The following is a 16,516-nucleotide window of genomic DNA, read 5'->3' as shown; positions in this document are numbered from 1 at the left end:
ATCGTGTGCGGGCACCGCACTCGTTAAGGCGATCATCGCGGCAGCAATCAACGCTAGTCTCATTGGCGTTTCCTCCGTCCTATAAGGTCAAGTATCCGGCGTCGGCCCTCAGCGGCCGATGCCCTAGGCCTCCAGTCACAAACGTCTCATGCGAAGCCTAGGAAGGCTCCGGCTTGGCAACCAGTGCGGCTCACCCGAGGAAGCCTGTGAAAATTTCACGAGCGCAGGGCGCAGCCCTTCACAGCCCGGATTTATGCTTCTAGCCTGAAAATGAAATGTGACCGGCAAGGCGTCGCGATGAACCTGAAATGGCTTCTGGTGAGGCAAATAACGCTCGTGGCGCTCGCCTGCTTTCTCGTGGGATCCGGGCTTCTGCTCTTCGAGGCCGCACGCGAAGCCAAGCGCCGAAACGTGACACTCGCCGAGCTTGCCAGCCGCCAGCTCGAGCTGCAGCTCTCCCGCATCGACAGGTCAACGGACGTCTCTGCGCGCTTTCCGGATTGGGATCTCGTTTCCGGCTATGCCTTGCAGCCCGGCCAATGCATCGAATTTCACGGGACCGATGCGTCGCGCAATCGCTCGAGCTGTGCCGGACACGACGGCGGATCGACCGAGACGCCGCAATGGTTCATCGACGCATATCGTCTGGTGATCAACGGTAAGCTGACCGCAACCCAATCTCTCTCCTATCGCGGCCTCGATCGGGGGACCGTCGTGGCCGCATTCGATCCCGTAGCGACGGCCGGACAGGCGTGGAAGACTGTTGCGCCGCTGCTCGGTCTGTCGGCCCTCCTGGTCGCGGCTCTTTGTTTCGTGACCTACCTTGTCGTGGATCGCGCGCTCCGTCCTGCAAATGAGATCCTTGCCGGCCTCAATCGTCTGGCACGTGGCGACCTCACGTGCCGCCTTCCGGCCTTCCGCCTGAGCGAGCTCAATCGCATCAGCGAGGTTTTCAACACAGTGATCGTAGAGCTCGAAAAAGCCACGTCCGAGCGTACCGAGCTTGCGCGCCGCCTTGTCGACCTGCAGGAGCAGGAGCGCCGGCACATCGCGCGCGAATTGCATGATGAGATTGCCCAGAAGCTCGCGGCCATGAACGCGCTCGCGGCGTGCATCCGGGGGAGCGTTCCGGTGGATGCACCCGCCCTCGTCGACGACGCCAGGGCGCTTGAAACCATGGCATCCGGCTTGATGGTCTCCGTGCGGCGAACGCTCACCTATCTGCGCCCGCAGGAAATTGATGACCTCGGCTTGCTTCAGAGCCTGAAGGCGCTTGTCGAGCAACACAACGAAAGCGCACGGGGGCGAACGTCGTACGCGATCGAAACCACGGGAGACGTGGAGCAGCTCCGCGCCGAGACACGTGCGCACGTCTACAGGATCGTGCAGGAGGCGTTGACCAACGCGTCGAAGCACGCCAATGCCCGCAAGGTGAAGGTATCGCTGGCCCAACATGCAGATGCAGAGCGGGCCCGGATCAGCCTTTCGGTGGTCGATGACGGCACCGGGCGATCGTCTCGCGACAAGCTGCCGACCCGCACCGGATCGGGATTGATCGGAATGCGGGAGCGTGTCGCCGCCTTGAGCGGAAAGTTCTCCGCCGGACCGCTGCCAAGCGGCGGATTCGAGCTTCAGGTGGAGTTCCCGACCTCGCAGCAGGAGGCGTAGGCGCAATGGGGATCCGCGTGCTGCTGGTCGACGATCACGCTGTTGTCCGCGAGGGCTACCGCAGGCTGATCGAGAGGCATGCAGGCCTCGATGTCGTCGGCGAGGCGGACGGCGCGGCGTCGGGTTACGAGGCGTTCAAGAATTCAAAACCCGATGTCGTGGTTGTCGACATCTCGATGCCGGGCCGTGGTGGCATCGACCTCGTGCGGCAGATCCGTCAACTGGATCCCGGGGCTCGCCTTCTCATCTTTACGATGCACGCGAGCGCAGCCTATGCCCATCAGGCATTTCGTGCCGGTGCGCGCGGCTACGTTACGAAGAGCAGCCCGCCAGAGGTTCTCGTGAGCGCCATCCGCGATGTGTTCGTGGGACGACCCGCGCTCTGTGCCGAGATCAACCGAGCGATCGCCACGAGTAAGCTCTGTGAGGATGACCCTGCAACCGACCAGCTTTCGCCCCGGGAGTTCGAAATCCTTCGCATGATCCTGGACGCGAAATCGACGGACGAAATCGCGTCGGCCTTTAACCTCAGCCCCAGGACCGTGGCAAACTACCATAGCGAGATCAAATCCAAGCTTGGCGTCCGCTCCGATATCGAGCTGGTCTACCTGTGCACGCGGCAGGGTCTCGTAGAGCCCCTTGCCGAGCCTGGTGTGAAAGAAGAGTTTTAGAGTCGTTCCGATTTCAGTGGAATCGCGGAACGGCTCTAAGCTTGATTGGTCGTGCTTCTTGTCGGAAAACCGGTTCCCACTTTTCCGGAAGCACTCTAGTCCCGGAGTGTCATGGAATCAGTCATTCTGATCCCGCATTCCGGGACTAAACACCTAGTTTCTTACAAGGTTCTGCAGATTGCGTGAGATGGTGCCGTGGCGGGTAAGAAATTCGCCCGTCAACTCGTTAAAGCATCGACCTGCTGAGCCTGGATATTTCGCAGCATAGGATCTCCGGGCAGCAACGAACGAGGACGAGTGTTGAATCGTGTGGAGTCTTGGGATGATTGTACTGAAGCAGACATTCTCCGCGTTAGCTTTCAGCCAGTCAGCGTACTCCCGATCAACCAAGGAGTTCCGATCGTACATGGTAATAATGACACCAATATTCCGGGCGAACCAATCCACGCCTTGAAATTCTTTGAAACGTTGAAAGAAAGCCAACCCGCACGCTGAAATATAATCCGGCTTAGTGGGACAGACATGGAGATCAGCACATCTGAGCCATGCCTCGGTAACGACAGACAAGCCGGGGGCGCAGTCGATTATAACGAAATCATACTGAAGCGAGACCTCGCCAAGAAACATTCTTATGGTATCGACCAGGAAGGTTTCCTGTTGTTCTTTGGATACTTCACGCTCCAACAGCGTTAGCGTCGAATCGCTCGGCAGAAGCGATATGCTATTTATCCCGTCTACGTCGGACACCCGATCGACGACGTATTGGTGCCAGCTCGCAGGCGTTCCCTGGATCACAACGGTATTGAGGAAGTCTACGAGAGTGCAGCCGGTCGCTTGCAGTTCGGTCAGCTTTTCAGGTCCGGCGAGCAAATAACTGATGCTAGCCTGAGAGTCTCCGTCAACAACCAGGACATGCAGCCGGCCCGCGAACGCCAGGGTTTCCGCAAGCGCAAGCGCAACTGTAGATTTTCCAACGCCGCCCTTGGTATTCATGACGGCGATGACGTTGCATTTCGAATTGCTCCTTTTCATATTTGATTACATGTCAGCTTTCTTGTTAAGCGCTCCCAAGTCTGAAAAACCGATCGCACATGGCTTCGCGGGAGCCTAATCTCATAGCTCTTGAGCTAAGGCCAGCGTAGGGCGCACCTTGAGTGGCGCACGTATGCTTGTTCGAACGCGGCAAGCATTCAAACTACCAAGCGGCAGAGTTTGATCTCATCGTTTCAGCGCTTACTAATGCCAACGTAATAGGTTGGCCTCTGTGCTACTGATTAGACGCACCCGGACTCAACCCGAGCGCTCCATTTGCGAAAGCGTTTTTCGCTTCCGACAAATTGTTTTGGTTTTCTTTCTGGACATTGCCCGTGAGCAATCCGCCAGCTGTAACGGCCAACCTGCCGTACGTGGCGTCTGCGCTCACGATACCCGTCGCGCGAATATCCAACAGATCGGCTACCCGTAATTTACCCTCGACGGAGCCAAGCACTTGAGCATTAGACGCCTCAACGGAGCCTTGAAAGACACCGCTTTCTTGCACAACAAATGTGTCGGCAGAGACATCACCCAATAAGGTTCCTCTGATCTCGACCACTTTACAATGTTCGATATTACCAACGATCCGTGCGCCGGAGCCGATCAAAATAACGCCATCCCCATCCCCATCCGAGGCGGGGCGCTTTGGCAGATCGGCCTGCGTCCTGTCCGCGGGAAACGAGGCGGCGCTACCTTCAGCGGAACTGGGAGAAAAAGATGCCGGAGCAGGGTCCAGGACACGACGATTAAGCATACCCTGAAGGGTAGATCGGTCCGATGGGTCTGGACGCATCGCGTTAGATGAAGCCTCTGCCCGTAAACCATTCAACATGTGACGCCCCCGCAACAGCACTACCAAAAAGACACGCAAGTTTTCATCGTTCAGAAGCTATATCAAGGCACGACGAACTAAGCAAACCCCATTGCATCAGACGTCGGCATATTAACCATGCCCGCGATATTTGTGATGTGTCTACCGTGGGTTATTGGCGGAAGCGTGGCCACCGCTGGCCTATCTCGTGGCCAAAGGCCGTATTGGAACGGATGCGTTTGCGGCTTCGAACGCGTAGCCCCCAGGGGCGGATGTGGCCTGCCCCTCATTGCGATATCGGGGATTAAGTTAGAATCCGGCCGCTACCGGCCAGCATCTGGTCCGGCCGGAGGGGAGCGTAGGCTTGGCCGGATGCTGGTGGCAAGATCGCCTCGGGGGCTGGTGGGTCGATAGCCGAGCGACGAATGTGGCCTGACGCCATTGTAGTGGCGCCGCCAGCGCTCGATGAGCACCTGGGCTTCGCAGAGTGTCGAGAGCTGTTCGCCGGCAAGCAACTCGTCGCGGAGCTTGGAGTTGAAGCTCTCGCAGTATCCGTTCTCCCACGGCGATCCCGGCTCGATGTAGAGCGTCTTCACGCCGACCCGGCCAAGCCAACTGCGCACCCGCCTGGCGACGAACTCGGGCGCATTGTCTGACCGAATATGTTCCGGCGGGCCGTGTCGGCTCATGAGATCGGGCAACGCAGCACGTCGTCGGAACGCAGCCTCCGAGCAACGACGATCGCCAGGCATCGCCGCGTGACCTCGTCGATGACGGTGAGCATGCGGAACGGCCGCTTGTCCTCGGTCTGATCCGTCCACCACGCTCTTGATCCCTGCAGAAATACATTATACATAGGGGTCCTATTAATTCTAGGGCTCCTGATGACCGCGAACGCCAACATCGTGACGGGACTGGCCAAGATCGGCATGGTTTTGCGCTCGGAAGCCTGGCAGCGGACCGAAGTCACGGGACTGAGCCCGACTCAAGCACAGATTCTCGCCCATCTGGTTCAGCGCGGCCCAACCCGCGTGGGCGCGGTTGCCGCTGCGATCGCGGTGACGCAGCCCACGGCGAGCGATGCGGTTACGGCGCTCGTGCGCAAGGGGTATGTGGAGCGGCGCCCCGATCCCGAGGATGCACGCGCCGCGCAATTGCACCCTACTAAGGCGGGACGGCGCCTCGCAGAGGAGCTGGCGGTCTGGCCCGATGCGCTGCTGGCCGCGGTCGATGCGCTCGATCCCTCCGAGGGAGCGGCCTTCGTCAAGGCCCTGGTCAAGATGATCCGCACGCTACAGGAGCGCGGCGCTATCCCAGTGCAGCGCATGTGCGTCTCGTGCCGGCATTTTCGTCCCAACGCCCATTCGGACGCGGCCCGGCCGCATCACTGCGCCTTCGTGGACGCCGCTTTCGGGGATGCCGCCTTGCGGCTCGATTGCGGCGAACACGTTGCGGCCGACGCTTCGGTCCAGCTCGAAAGCTGGGCCCGTTTCAAGGAAGCGGCGGCATGAGAGCGAGCGCCCCACCCGCGGCAACGGGCGAGGCGCTCTTTTTGTCCACCCTCAGCAAAGAAAGCGAACATCCAATTATGACCCAGAAAGCAACTTTCTACCACGCCGGATGCCCGGTCTGCGTCAGCGCCGAACAGGGCTTGGCGCACGCCCTCAATCCCGCCGCCTACAATGTCGAGATCGTGCATCTCGGCGAAGCCCCAAACCGGATCGCCGAAGCAGAAGCGGCCGGCGTCAAGTCGGTCCCGGCGCTCGTCATTGAGGGCCAGCCCTATCACATCAATTTCGGCGCCTCGCTCGCCGACGTGAAGAGCGCGGCCTGACGATCAGCCCGGCGGCGCGCGCCGTCGCCGGGCAAATCGCCTCGTGGTCAAGTCGCCGAGGACGTATCCATGAGCCAGATCAGCCCGGCCCCGCCGATCGCTGCGAGCCGACGGTTCAATACCGATGAACCCCTCACGCTTGATGCTCTGCGCGGCCGCGTGGTCGTCATCGAAGCCTTCCAGAGGCTTTGCCCGGGCTGTGTCAGTCATAGACTGCCTCAAGCGGGCCGCGTGTTCGAGACGTTCAGTCGGGACGATGTCGCCGTCCTGGGGCTGCACTGCGTCTTCGAGCATCACGACGCCCAGACGCCCACCTCGCTCGAAGCGTTCCTGCACGAATATAGAAATACTGCGAGTGATGCTCGTAGCGAGCGTCGCAAGTATCGAGGGCGCTTGCTCTATGTGCTGTCCGGATCGACACTCCGCTACGGACCGGGTGTGGTCGAGCAGAACAAAGCCGCAGAGGAAGCCTGACATCCCTCCAGGCCGAGAGGGGTCTCTGGTCACGGAGCAAGCTGGGCCGTCATTTCAATCGATGCCGAGCAACTGGGCTCGGAGCGCAATGATTCGCCGTCGGGTGGGTCTCAGTCTCGGTATTCGGGGCCAGGATTGTCCGGCGTCACAGGCGCGGTGACGAGCAGATTGCGAGCGTCAGCGATCCAGCGATAGGCGGCTTTCCATGATTAGTCGGGATCCCGAAAAGAATTTCGAGGCGCTGTGGGAGACCTTTTATAACAGGTATCCTTTTTTTGTATTGCGGAACGTCGACTGGAAGAAGCAGTACGATATCTACAGGCCAAAAGTTGCGCGCGAGACCAGCGATCATGAGCTTTTCGATATCTTCTGCCAGATGCTCGATCCGTTGAATGACGGGCACATCGAGCTGAAGGCCAAGCTCGACGGAGACGGCAAGACGCGATTTTTTACCCCGGAGAAGCCGCCGAGATTCTATCAGGAGTTCTCGGATCGGCAGATCAAGAAGCTCTTCAAGACGACCGAGAAAACTCTCGTCGCCAATGGGTTCGATCGGCCCACGGAGACAGAAGCCTGGATGCTTCGCTACTGTCGATCCGAAACTGTCGGCTACATGCGGATCCTCGAACTGGAGGACATCAGGAAACGGAAGCTGCTGGAGGCCCTGGACAGGATCGGTCGCGATTTTGTGACATTGGACGGTTTCATCATCGATATCCGCGACTGTCCCGGTGGCGACGACAGTACCGCGCTCACGATCATCAATAGGTTCTGTGATCAGAAGCGCGTGGCCTTCCACCGGAGGACGAAAATCGGCCCTGAGGACGATGATTTCTCGCCTCTGAAAACCTGGCATATCGAGCCGGAGGGCGAAGCTCAATTCACCAGGCCGATTGTGCTGCTGACCTGTGATTCCGTTTTCAGCGGCGGCGAGGCATTCGCCCTGGCGATCAAGGAGCTGCCCTATGTGGCGATCCTAGGCGATCATACGAACGGCATCTTCTCGTATACGCTCGATAAGAAACTTCCGAATGGCTGGAAGTATTGTCTATCGTACCAGAAATATTTCTCGGCGGACATGGTGTGCTACGAGGGCAAAGGCGTTCCGGTCGACATCGAGCTTCTCAATACGAAAGCGGATATCGAGACCGGTGTCGATCCGTTGGTCACGCGCGCACTCGAGGTTCTGACAGGCGGGTGCGCGGGCGTGTGATCGCGCATGGTCGATGTGCGATCGAGCCCTGAAGCGCGCCGGATGCTCAACCTTCTGCGGCATCGGCGGACCGGATCTCAGCCGCTGCTTCGGATGGCGAGGGCGGCGCAGCTTCCAGCTTCCTCGATCGCATAGACACGGAACCGTTCCGGACCGCCGTAGTCTCGGGGGGCGTGAACGACGCGCAGCTTTGGGGTCAGCGCGAACTGGAATGCGTCGAGGCCGAACGGCAATCCCTCTCCGATGGATTTCAGCGCAGCCTCCTTGAGCGTCCAGAGCTGGAAGAATGTGTGTCGGCTGGCAGGGTCCACCGTGCTTTCGACCGCCATGGACTCAGCTTCCGAAAAATACCTTTGCGCAAGCTCGCGCGCCTCGAGATCTCTCGTTTCATCTTCAATGTCGACGCCGATGCCGTGCGTCGGAGACCATGCCCCGAGGTATCCGAGCCGGCACCACGAGAAGCTGAACCAGCACTCCGGCCACTCGGGAAGGTAGGGGCGTCCTTTGCCCGTCGCCGCAAAGACAACCTGCGATAGGGGTCGCTGAGATGCGAGCGCGAGGGCACCACAGTAGCGCCGAAATGCACGCCGCTGCGTGAAGTGCGCTTTGTGACGTTGCGTCATAAAGCTGTCCGCCGTCCGCAACTCGGCGTCCGAGAGGACAGATGCGCAAAGGCGCGATGCCTCAGGATCGGCCGAGATCGGTGCAAACAGGACGCGAGCCGCATGGCGCGCAGGAGCCGGCGTGCAATCGCGCGTTCGGGCGGCGAAGAGATCGTAGACCCATTGGCTCGCATCTCGCGTCACCTTCACCTCCTCCTTCATTGCCCGGTATCGATCGGCTCCGCTCAGAGTGCACGTCGGTTACGTCAGGCTAAAACCGATCCCTGCTGATCAGTTGCAGGAGCAGGAAGAGATCTCCAATAAGCATCAGCGGGGCAGGGTCTCGCACACCGCTGCCGTCGTGTGAGGCTCTGCGAGCGTCGCGCCGTACAGGGGCTCTACGGGGCTACCTTCGTAGGTGGCCGTGAGCAGAGTCATCTCCTTCAGCACCAACGACAGCGGCAACAGCGTCGTGTCCCGCTCGATGAGCGCACCGCCCATCACCGAGGTACCGAAGCAGACAGCAGAGCCATCCTCAATGCGGGTTCGCTTCACCTTCAGCATCATGTTCTCGAAGGTGTGAAACTGCAGGAAGCCGTCGATCGTGCAATCGTTGCCGAAGTCCACGGCGTTCCAGTCGGAGCACTGCATCGGCTGGGTTACGATCGTGCGCTCGCCGATCCGGCATCCCATCCACCGCAGGAGAGGATTGGAGAGGATCGTGCCGGCGCTGAAACCAAGCGGACCCCGGCACCAGGCAAAAAAGCAATCCTGCGCGAAAAAATAGGCGAAGTGCCGCCAAGACCAGAACGGCGTCGCGTCGTCGGCTCCCCATCCGCCAACGAGAAACCTCTTGAGAACGACGCAGAGCGAGATCAACAAAGCTTCGGTGAGCATCAAGGCAAGGATCGCGCCGAAGATCGGGTTGCCCCCTCCTCGCAACATAGCGACGTAGACGATCGTGAAGACCAGTCCTTCGGCGATGCCCAGCAGGCCGATGGCAAAGACGTCGTTCAGGAAGACCCGAGTGAGGAACAGCGGAAAGCTCGGCGGCTTGTGGGCTTTGTTCTCCGCCTCGAACGAGGCGCTCGCGAATTTCACGGGCGGGTTTCCGGCCACCGTTATCGGATCGCCCGGCCGCGATCGCATCTGGCGACGGAACTGGATATCGTTGGCGGCCGTGGAGACGCCCAGAAGAAAGTTGGCCGGGAACTGCCCGTATTCCGCCACGCAGTTATTGCCGCTGAAAAAATTTCGCGGCATGTCGATCTGGCGCAGCTTGAAGTGCTCGGCGCCGCAGTCGAGCGTGTTCGTGAAGCATCCATTGGACCAGAACACCTGAGAATCGGCGCTGGCAACCTCCGGGACGAGGTTGAACATCACGTCGCATTCCGAAGCGCCCACGCGCGGAAAGCGCAGGCCTGCGAGCGCCCGCAGGTACTGGCCGGTAATGGTCCAGGTCCATTGCCCCTGGATTCCGTTCATCCTTTTCACCCTGTACATAAGCAGTGCGGCCCGGAGCCCGTGCGAGGGGTAGAGCCCCGGCGCAGCGGACGTCCATCGGATGAAAAGGCAACCCAGCACGGACAACACGACAGCGCTGAGCCATGCGACGACAAAAGCGTAAAGGGAGAGATGGAAAACGATCTCGAGCAGTGGGGCCGTCGTGAAATGGGCGTCGGACAGCTCGGCTTCTCCGGTGGGTATGATGCCGCGGGCAAACCAGAGGATCACGGAGACGGGAAGCAGGCTGAGGCAGAAGAAGATGACGGCCTGCATGAGGATGTTGAGCGTCTCCAGCACCCAAATCGGATGCACATACTGGCAGACGCGTGCCGTGCGCTTGAGCTCGGTGCAGCGGCCGACCAGGCGTGCGGGGGCGCCTTCCCACATTTCCTGCGCGCCGACGTCGCCGAGGATCGGCGTGAACGGCGTGATCCACGTGCCGCGCCCCACCGTGACGTTGTTGGCGATGGCGGCCCGCATGCCGATCTTGCAGCCGCTCTCAAAGCGAATGGGGCCGACATGCACATGCGGTTCCGATAGCCGCGACGTTTGGATGTAGGCACCGGTCTGGATCGTGACATCGTCGCCGATGGACATCAGATCCAGGGGGCCGACCAGGTAGGCGTCATGGGCACATTGAAGGTTTCTGCCCACGGTGGCGCCGAGCTGCCGCAAGACAAAGGCCATCAGCGGCGCGCTGCGGTACATCGCGCCCAGGGGGACGAGCACCGAGTTCTCCATGCGGGTTATGCACCAGATCCGGAGATGCATCCGGCTCCACTTCGGGTACACGCCCGGCTTGATGTTGTTCTTGTAGATGTGGCCGCCTAGGACCTTCTTGATCGCCATCACCCAAAGCAGAGTGACGAACGGCAGGAGAAACGCCAGCACGTAGAGCGCGATCGAGATGGCGGCGAATGCCCAGAGGCTGGCGGTGGTGAAGAACGTTCCGACTTCGAGCATGCCCAGGGCGATGAAGAAGCCGATCAGCCCCGGCGCATAGAATAGAAGCGCGAACAGAACCTGGAGCGTGGTGAAGGATCCGACGGAGAGGATCCTTGCCGCCTGCTCGTCACGCCCGGCGGTAGTCTGCCAGGATCTCGCGGCCTCCGCCCGTCTGGCCGTGGGCGGGCGAGCCTGCCGCGCCCGTTGGGCCACCTTTCGCGCGGTATTGCAGTCGCTGAGCAGATCGCGCACCGACACGGCCCATCCCGCCGCCTGCAGGTTGCGTGCGAGGCGTGCGATGACGATCGAGTGCGCACCGGCCTCGGTAAATCCATCGTCCCATCCCAACGGGATCTCGAACACGGCCCTGCAGATCGCCAGCACGTCCTCGGAGCCCGGCTCCATGCCGTTATCGACGGCGGCGTCATGCAGCGCGGCGTCCCGGCTCTCTGCGTCGGGCGCCGGGGCTCCTGTGTCGTTCGAGGCGTTGTTCGCGTTCGGTGCGGCGTTTCTCAGCGGATGAGACAGCCTCGGCAGGAAGGCCCGGTCGATCTTTCCCGACACGGGCTTCATGACGAACTTTTCGACGCCGAAGATGCGCGTCGGCACGGACGGTGCCGGCAGTTGTCTGGCCAGCGTCGCCGTCACACGGGCCGCCCACGCGGCCGGCGCGGGCGCAACCACCGAAATCTTCTCCTCGAAAACTGATGGGGCGGCGACAAAGGCGACGAGAGCTTCGTTCTGGTAATCCAGAACTGCGGCCTCGATCTCGGGGAACTGCGTCTGCAGGATATCCTCGACGGCCTGGGCCTCGACGCGGTGTCCGCGCACCTTGAGCTGCGCGTCGATCCTGCCGAGGAAGTGCACGCGCTGGGTGCGGATGTCGATCCGGCATTTGTCGCCGGTGCGGTAGAGACGACCGAACTTTGGATGCGTGATGAACTTCTGCGCGGTCTGCTCCGGCATGTTGCGGTAGCCGCGCGCGAGGTGGACGCCGCCGATGCAGAGCTCGCCCACCTCTCCGTGCGGGAGGGGGCGGAGCGCGTCAATCTCGAGAATGACGTAGGTGACGTTGGCGAACGGCGAGCCAATGGTAATGGGCTCGCCGGGGCGCAGGCTCTGGCGGCTGGTGTCGGTGCTTGCTTCCGTTGGTCCGTAAGTGTTGATGATCTGGCGCCTGGCGCGCGTCCATGGCTCGACCAACGCACTCGGAAAGGCTTCGCCCGCGGGCACGATGTAGCGGCATAGCGGATAGGGGAGATCCACCTCGGGAGCGGACGTGAGCGTGGTCAGCAACACCGGCGGGCAGAACAGCACCGTGACCTCGGCGTCGCGGAGGACCGGGAGCAGGTCCGGGCCGGAGCGTACCTGCTCCTTGGTCAGCAGCACCACGGCACAGCCCGACACCCAGGCGCTGTACATCTCGGAGATGGCACCGTCGTAGCCGAGCGACGAGGTGAGCGAGGTCGCATCCATGCCGGGAATGAGATCGAAGTAATCGGCATAGCTGAGCGCGAGGTTCACATAGCCGGCGTGCGCGCACTCCACGCCCTTGGGCTTGCCCGTGGTTCCGCTCGTATAGAAGATGGTCGCGAGCCGCTGCGTTGGATCGTCCAGCCAGGGCGGCGGCGCCCGTCTCGGAAGCTCTTCGGGCAACGCCAGCACGTCGAGCGTCGGCAGGTCGCGGAAGGTGTCCTGTCCGCGTGTGAGAACGAGCACCGGCCGGGCGTCGTCGAGCATGTGGGCCAGCAGCGCGTCGGGCAGGGTGGTATCGAGCACGACCAGGGTGCCGCCGGCCTTCAGGACGCCGAGGTGGGCGGCCACGATGTGCCAATCGTCCTGAGACATGGCCACGGCGACCACTTGGTCGGGGCCCGTCAGGTGCGGGGCGACGGCAGCGGCGATGGTTTCCGCGCGCGCGTCGAGCTCAGCGAAGGTGAGCGAGCAGCCGCTTTGGGGAATCTGCAGGGCCGTGAGATTCGGGTAGGCCTCGGCCGAGCGGCTGAAGACCTCCGTGAGCCACCGGATTCCCTTCTGGTGCGGTATGTTCAGGAGGCGGCGGTCGCCCGCGGTGTCCGTCAAGCTGTACGGGCAGGTGTCCTCTGGCTCGGATGGCGCGCTGGCCGCCCAAAGATAGCGCCTCCACGCGACAAATGTCAGGAGGAGGAAGCCAGCCAGGATTGTCGCCGCCCACACCAAGACGTGTCCTCACATGTCCGGGAACTCTGAGACGTCTTCATGTCGCGCCGCGCCATGGGCCGAGCCTAGAGGCGGGGCGCGCTCAATCGAAGTACCGCTCCAGCGTTCCTCTCCGGCGGATGTCCAGGGTCACGCAATGGGGCCCGCCACCCAGCAGCTTCGAGTGCCGCAGCTTCAATGGAATGACATCCAGACCATGCTTCTCAAGAAGCTTGATGAGCGACGGCTGGTTGCGATCGACCACGACGAGATTCGGATTGATGCTAAATGCGTTCATGTCGATCCAGTCGCTACCGATGCTCTTGGAGACGTAATCGGCGTCGTGTCTGTCGGTGTTTTCCATCGGCGGGCTGTAGATCACCTCCCACTGTTTCAGGATGGGGGGGAGCGTATCGTCGTTCAAACGTCCGGGATTGCAAAGCACCAGGCCGGGGCGCAACGCCACGATCGTCGAGTCGATATGGCTGCCGAAGTACACGTCCCCGAGGAAGTGGATCCGATACTTGTCGCCCAGAATGCCCTGCAGCCAACGGCCGCCCATTTCGTTGCCCGTGGCGCTGACCAGATAAATCAGGTCCTGGCCGAAGCGCAGGATGTTGGCCGCATCGAAGGCCGGCTCGTCGTTGCGGGGGGTGGGCTTGTCCAGATCGATCCCTTCGAAGAGCGAGTCCAACAGCATCGGCTTGGGGGCACTGTACCATTTGGCACCCGACTTCATGTAGTCGAGCAGCAACGTGCGGTAGCTGAATGTCTCCTGGGCGCGGCTGCGTATGACATTAGGCGTCTCGATGATCTGGTCGCCGATCACCAGCATGATGTCGCGCGGGCAATAGTTATAGTACCCTTGGGATTTCCAGTTGATGGTCGAGAATGTGGCGTCATGGGGCCATGTGTCCGGGCGTTTGACGGTGACGCCCTGCCTTTCCAGGATCTGAGCGAACTCGTTCAAATCCTCTTCCGTCTCTTCAATGATCCGCTGAGGGAACGGACCGCGCGGAATCTCGGCCAATGAGCGATCGGGGAACTCCGCCACCTGTGTGCTCAGGTCCGGTGTCGGATATCGCGCCTTCAGCGGATTGCCGACGATGACCTCTTCCAGGGGGTCCCATTCATTGCAGCTCCAGACACGTGACATCGGTAAGTTGCCTTTTTTTGCGCTGATGGGAGCCGGCCCGGCCCCCTCGTTCGGGTCACTCTGTTAGCGTGTTGCGCTGTCCTCGGTCATACCTCGTGGGTGGCGCGAGAAGGCTCGACCGCCGGCTTGTCGCTCTCGTTCTCACCATCGGGTGGAGTTGGCGAAGAAGTCCGGGATCGCCAGCGCGGCGTTGGACGATATGGCTGCGCGAAGGACGAGCTCGCTGACCGCAAGATCGAGAACGCCCAGCCCAAAGGGCGAGAAGATGCGCGGCTTGTCGGGATTTGGCGCGAGCTTCTTGTCCAGAACGTCCACCAGGATGCCGTCGACAAAATCCCTGTTGCCGGTTGCGATCTCCGCCAGATGGAGTGATGTGCGGGCCTTCAGGGAGTGATCGACGTCGTCAACGACGTTTTGTGACGCGAGGATGATATTTTCTGCAATGTCGCGTAGCGAGAGATGCAGGACGGTGGGGGCGTGCGCGACCCACTTCTCATCGGCGACATAGGGCTCAGGCGCCGTCGTGGTGAACAGGATCAGAGACGCCCCGCGTAGCGCGCTCTCCAACCGATCGTGAATCTCGACCTCTATATCCAGCTCACCAAGCAGCCATGCTCGAAACTGCTCGGCTTCCTTGCGGTTCAAATCATACAAGATGATTTTGCGAAACTTCCAACCGCGAAACAGGAGCCACTGCGTGGTGGTGCGGGCAATGATTCCAGTTCCGATGATGCCGAGGGTGCCTCCAAAAGGATCGGGCGACATATGCTCGGCCGCCAATGCGGCGGACGCGGCGGTGCGCGTGGCGCTGATCAGCGATGCCTCGATGCAGGCGATGGGATAGCCTGTTGTTGCGTCGTTGAGGATCTGGACGGCGGACGCGCGCGCCAGATTATCGGTCCTATTTTCCGGAAAGCTCGATATCCATTTGATCCCGCTTTTTTGCACGGCGCCGCCAAGATGGGCCGGCAGGGCGATGATCCGGGCACCGGGATTCTTCGGAAAGCGGAGAAAATAGCTATCCGGATTCACGGAGTCTCCCGAGGCGTGGAGACGGTAGGCCGCCTCCACAGCATCGAAAATCTGCTTTCTATTGCCTTCGATGACGTCCTTAACTGTCGAGCCCGGAACAACGTAGAAGGTCGGAGCGGCCACGAATTATTCCCCTAGCGCAAGCGCTTCATCTTTGGCCATCAGGACATTCTTGACCCAGGCCGGGTTGTAAACCGTGTCCAGATATTTATCCCCCAGGTCCGCGGATATGGCGACGATCGTGTCTCCGGGCGCAAACTCCGGAGCCAACTGTTGCACGGCGGCGAGCACCGTTCCCGTGCTTCCGCCGATCAGCAGATGATAGTCGCGAACGAAGGACAGACAGGTTTCTACCGTCCTTTCCTCGTCTATGACCACGACTCTGTCGGGGTTGGCGAGATCCGCAAGTTTCGGTCTCAAGCTTGTTCCAATGCCAGGAATGCTCCGTTTTCCGGGAGGCCCTCCGAATGTGACCGAGCCTACGGGCTCGACAGCCACAATCTTGATTTTCGGCCACACTTGACGAAGCCGCTCCGAGATTCCGGCGAGCGTACCGGTGGTTCCGGCGCCGACGAACATCCAGTCCACGTTCTCGAACTCGCGCGCGATCTCGTTCGCGGTCTGCTCGGCATGGATGTCCTTGTTGGCGATGTTGTTGTATTGATTGAGCCAGATGGCGTTCGGCTCCGATTTCAGGATGTTCTCGATCTTCCTGAACCTGTTGGCCAGGAACCCCCCGTCGGGATCGCGTTCGTCGACCACCAGAACCTTTGCGCCGTAAAGCTCCATGCCCCTGATGTTGGCGCGGGTCGCGTTCACGTCGGTCACGCAAATGAACTTGTAGCCTTTGATGGCGCACACCAGGCTGAGGGCGATTCCAAGATTTCCTGACGACGATTCAACAATGACGGTTTTGCGTGGCGTGGCGATCCCGCGCTTCTCCAAATCCTCGATGAGTCCTATCGCCGTCTTGATCTTGATCGAGCCGGATATGTTGAACCCTTCCAACTTTAGGAATGCGTCGTGTCCACCAGCAAAGGCAGGGAGTCGATAGAACAAATCACGAAAAATTATTTCTAACGGCGAGCCGATAATCATTGCGCAGCATCCTCCCCAACCACCGTCGGTTTAGGTGGTCCGCCCTTGTCACGCTTTCCGATGATCACGGATGAGCAGCGGTACAGCAGGCTGTGACGCGAAGACGGCCTACATCTCAACGGCACAGTCTGCCGGAATCCGTCTCCGTCGTGTCGGCCATCTCGTCTTTTCGGGACGTCATTAGGGATACGTACCGCGGGGTGCGTTGTGTCCAGCATGGATAGCCTTCATTGGAGTACTCTAGCAGGCTGTTGAAGTTCGGCTGCGGGTAGACTGTTTTCTCGTTTGATCGT

13 protein-coding genes and 1 pseudogene are annotated in these 16,516 nt (G+C 60.7%); 6 read left to right on the top strand and 8 right to left on the bottom strand.

What is annotated here, in order from left to right:
• The first annotated feature begins 297 nt into the window (after positions 1-297).
• Together V7082_RS18290 and V7082_RS18285 are read left to right on the top strand one after the other, a co-directional pair.
• Entirely contained in the window at positions 298-1,668 is a 1,371-nt protein-coding gene (locus V7082_RS18290; RefSeq protein ID WP_334150839.1) for a sensor histidine kinase, read from the top strand.
• Between the two features lie 5 nt (positions 1,669-1,673).
• Positions 1,674-2,339, top strand: a complete 666-nt coding sequence (locus V7082_RS18285) for a response regulator transcription factor (protein WP_334150838.1) — start codon at positions 1,674-1,676, stop codon at positions 2,337-2,339.
• A 153-nt stretch (positions 2,340-2,492) separates the two neighbouring features.
• Here the strand turns inward: V7082_RS18285 and V7082_RS18280 are convergent, their stop codons facing one another.
• From V7082_RS18280 to V7082_RS18270, 3 genes and pseudogenes are all read right to left on the bottom strand, one after another.
• The gene (locus V7082_RS18280) at positions 2,493-3,371 is read right to left on the bottom strand and encodes a ParA family protein (RefSeq protein ID WP_334150836.1); all 879 of its coding nucleotides are present in this window, start codon (positions 3,369-3,371) and stop codon (positions 2,493-2,495) included.
• A 235-nt stretch (positions 3,372-3,606) separates the two neighbouring features.
• Positions 3,607-3,981, bottom strand: coding sequence for a bactofilin family protein (locus V7082_RS18275; RefSeq protein ID WP_334150834.1), 375 nt, complete (start codon positions 3,979-3,981; stop codon positions 3,607-3,609).
• A 508-nt stretch (positions 3,982-4,489) separates the two neighbouring features.
• Positions 4,490-4,996 (bottom strand): annotated as a pseudogene (locus V7082_RS18270) (integrase core domain-containing protein); the annotation flags it as partial.
• 73 nt (positions 4,997-5,069) lie between these two features.
• On the opposite strand from V7082_RS18270, the gene V7082_RS18265 reads away from it, so the two are divergent.
• From V7082_RS18265 to V7082_RS18250, 4 genes are all read left to right on the top strand, one after another.
• Positions 5,070-5,696: a MarR family winged helix-turn-helix transcriptional regulator gene (locus V7082_RS18265; RefSeq protein ID WP_334150832.1), complete on the top strand. Its 627-nt coding sequence runs from the start codon at positions 5,070-5,072 to the stop codon at positions 5,694-5,696.
• A 77-nt stretch (positions 5,697-5,773) separates the two neighbouring features.
• On the top strand, positions 5,774-6,019 hold the full coding sequence (locus V7082_RS18260; protein WP_334150830.1) for a thioredoxin: 246 nt from the start codon (positions 5,774-5,776) through the stop codon (positions 6,017-6,019).
• Between the two features lie 78 nt (positions 6,020-6,097).
• Positions 6,098-6,493, top strand: coding sequence for a hypothetical protein (locus V7082_RS18255; protein WP_334150840.1), 396 nt, complete (start codon positions 6,098-6,100; stop codon positions 6,491-6,493).
• 205 nt (positions 6,494-6,698) lie between these two features.
• Positions 6,699-7,706 (top strand): S41 family peptidase, encoded by a 1,008-nt coding sequence (locus tag V7082_RS18250; RefSeq protein WP_334150829.1) that lies wholly within the window; start codon positions 6,699-6,701, stop codon positions 7,704-7,706.
• A 77-nt stretch (positions 7,707-7,783) separates the two neighbouring features.
• On the opposite strand, the gene V7082_RS18245 is transcribed toward V7082_RS18250, so the two are convergent.
• From V7082_RS18245 to sbnA, 5 genes are all read right to left on the bottom strand, one after another.
• Positions 7,784-8,512 (bottom strand): 4'-phosphopantetheinyl transferase family protein, encoded by a 729-nt coding sequence (locus V7082_RS18245; RefSeq protein ID WP_334150827.1) that lies wholly within the window; start codon positions 8,510-8,512, stop codon positions 7,784-7,786.
• Between the two features lie 123 nt (positions 8,513-8,635).
• Complete coding sequence (locus V7082_RS18240; RefSeq protein WP_334150826.1) at positions 8,636-12,955, bottom strand: non-ribosomal peptide synthetase; 4,320 nt, start codon at positions 12,953-12,955, stop codon at positions 8,636-8,638.
• 85 nt (positions 12,956-13,040) lie between these two features.
• Positions 13,041-14,093 (bottom strand): amidinotransferase, encoded by a 1,053-nt coding sequence (locus V7082_RS18235; RefSeq protein ID WP_334150825.1) that lies wholly within the window; start codon positions 14,091-14,093, stop codon positions 13,041-13,043.
• Positions 14,094-14,234: 141 nt separating this feature from the next.
• Positions 14,235-15,248 carry a 2,3-diaminopropionate biosynthesis protein SbnB gene (gene sbnB / locus V7082_RS18230; protein ID WP_334150824.1) on the bottom strand — a complete coding sequence of 338 codons (1,014 nt, stop codon included), beginning with the start codon at positions 15,246-15,248 and terminating at the stop codon, positions 14,235-14,237.
• A gap of 3 nt (positions 15,249-15,251) precedes the next feature.
• A complete protein-coding gene (sbnA, locus tag V7082_RS18225) occupies positions 15,252-16,223 on the bottom strand; it encodes a 2,3-diaminopropionate biosynthesis protein SbnA (protein ID WP_334150822.1) in 972 nt (323 codons plus the stop codon).
• Positions 16,224-16,516 lie beyond the last annotated feature (293 nt).

This window comes from Hyphomicrobium sp. (assembly GCF_036833075.1).
In the GTDB taxonomy this organism is placed as follows: Bacteria; Pseudomonadota; Alphaproteobacteria; order Rhizobiales; family Hyphomicrobiaceae; genus Hyphomicrobium_C.
Note: the sequence above shows the minus strand (reverse complement) of the source record. Positions and strands in the feature narration are given on the sequence as shown.

Coding starts and splice junctions, on each gene's coding strand:
- V7082_RS18290 (WP_334150839.1), top strand. CDS start 298: ATGAACCTGAAATGGCTTCTGGTGAGGCAAATAACGCTCGTGGCGCTC.
- V7082_RS18285 (WP_334150838.1), top strand. CDS start 1,674: ATGGGGATCCGCGTGCTGCTGGTCGACGATCACGCTGTTGTCCGCGAG.
- V7082_RS18280 (WP_334150836.1), bottom strand. CDS start 3,371: ATGAAAAGGAGCAATTCGAAATGCAACGTCATCGCCGTCATGAATACC.
- V7082_RS18265 (WP_334150832.1), top strand. CDS start 5,070: ATGACCGCGAACGCCAACATCGTGACGGGACTGGCCAAGATCGGCATG.
- V7082_RS18260 (WP_334150830.1), top strand. CDS start 5,774: ATGACCCAGAAAGCAACTTTCTACCACGCCGGATGCCCGGTCTGCGTC.
- V7082_RS18250 (WP_334150829.1), top strand. CDS start 6,699: ATGATTAGTCGGGATCCCGAAAAGAATTTCGAGGCGCTGTGGGAGACC.
- V7082_RS18235 (WP_334150825.1), bottom strand. CDS start 14,093: ATGTCACGTGTCTGGAGCTGCAATGAATGGGACCCCCTGGAAGAGGTC.
- sbnA (WP_334150822.1), bottom strand. CDS start 16,223: ATGATTATCGGCTCGCCGTTAGAAATAATTTTTCGTGATTTGTTCTAT.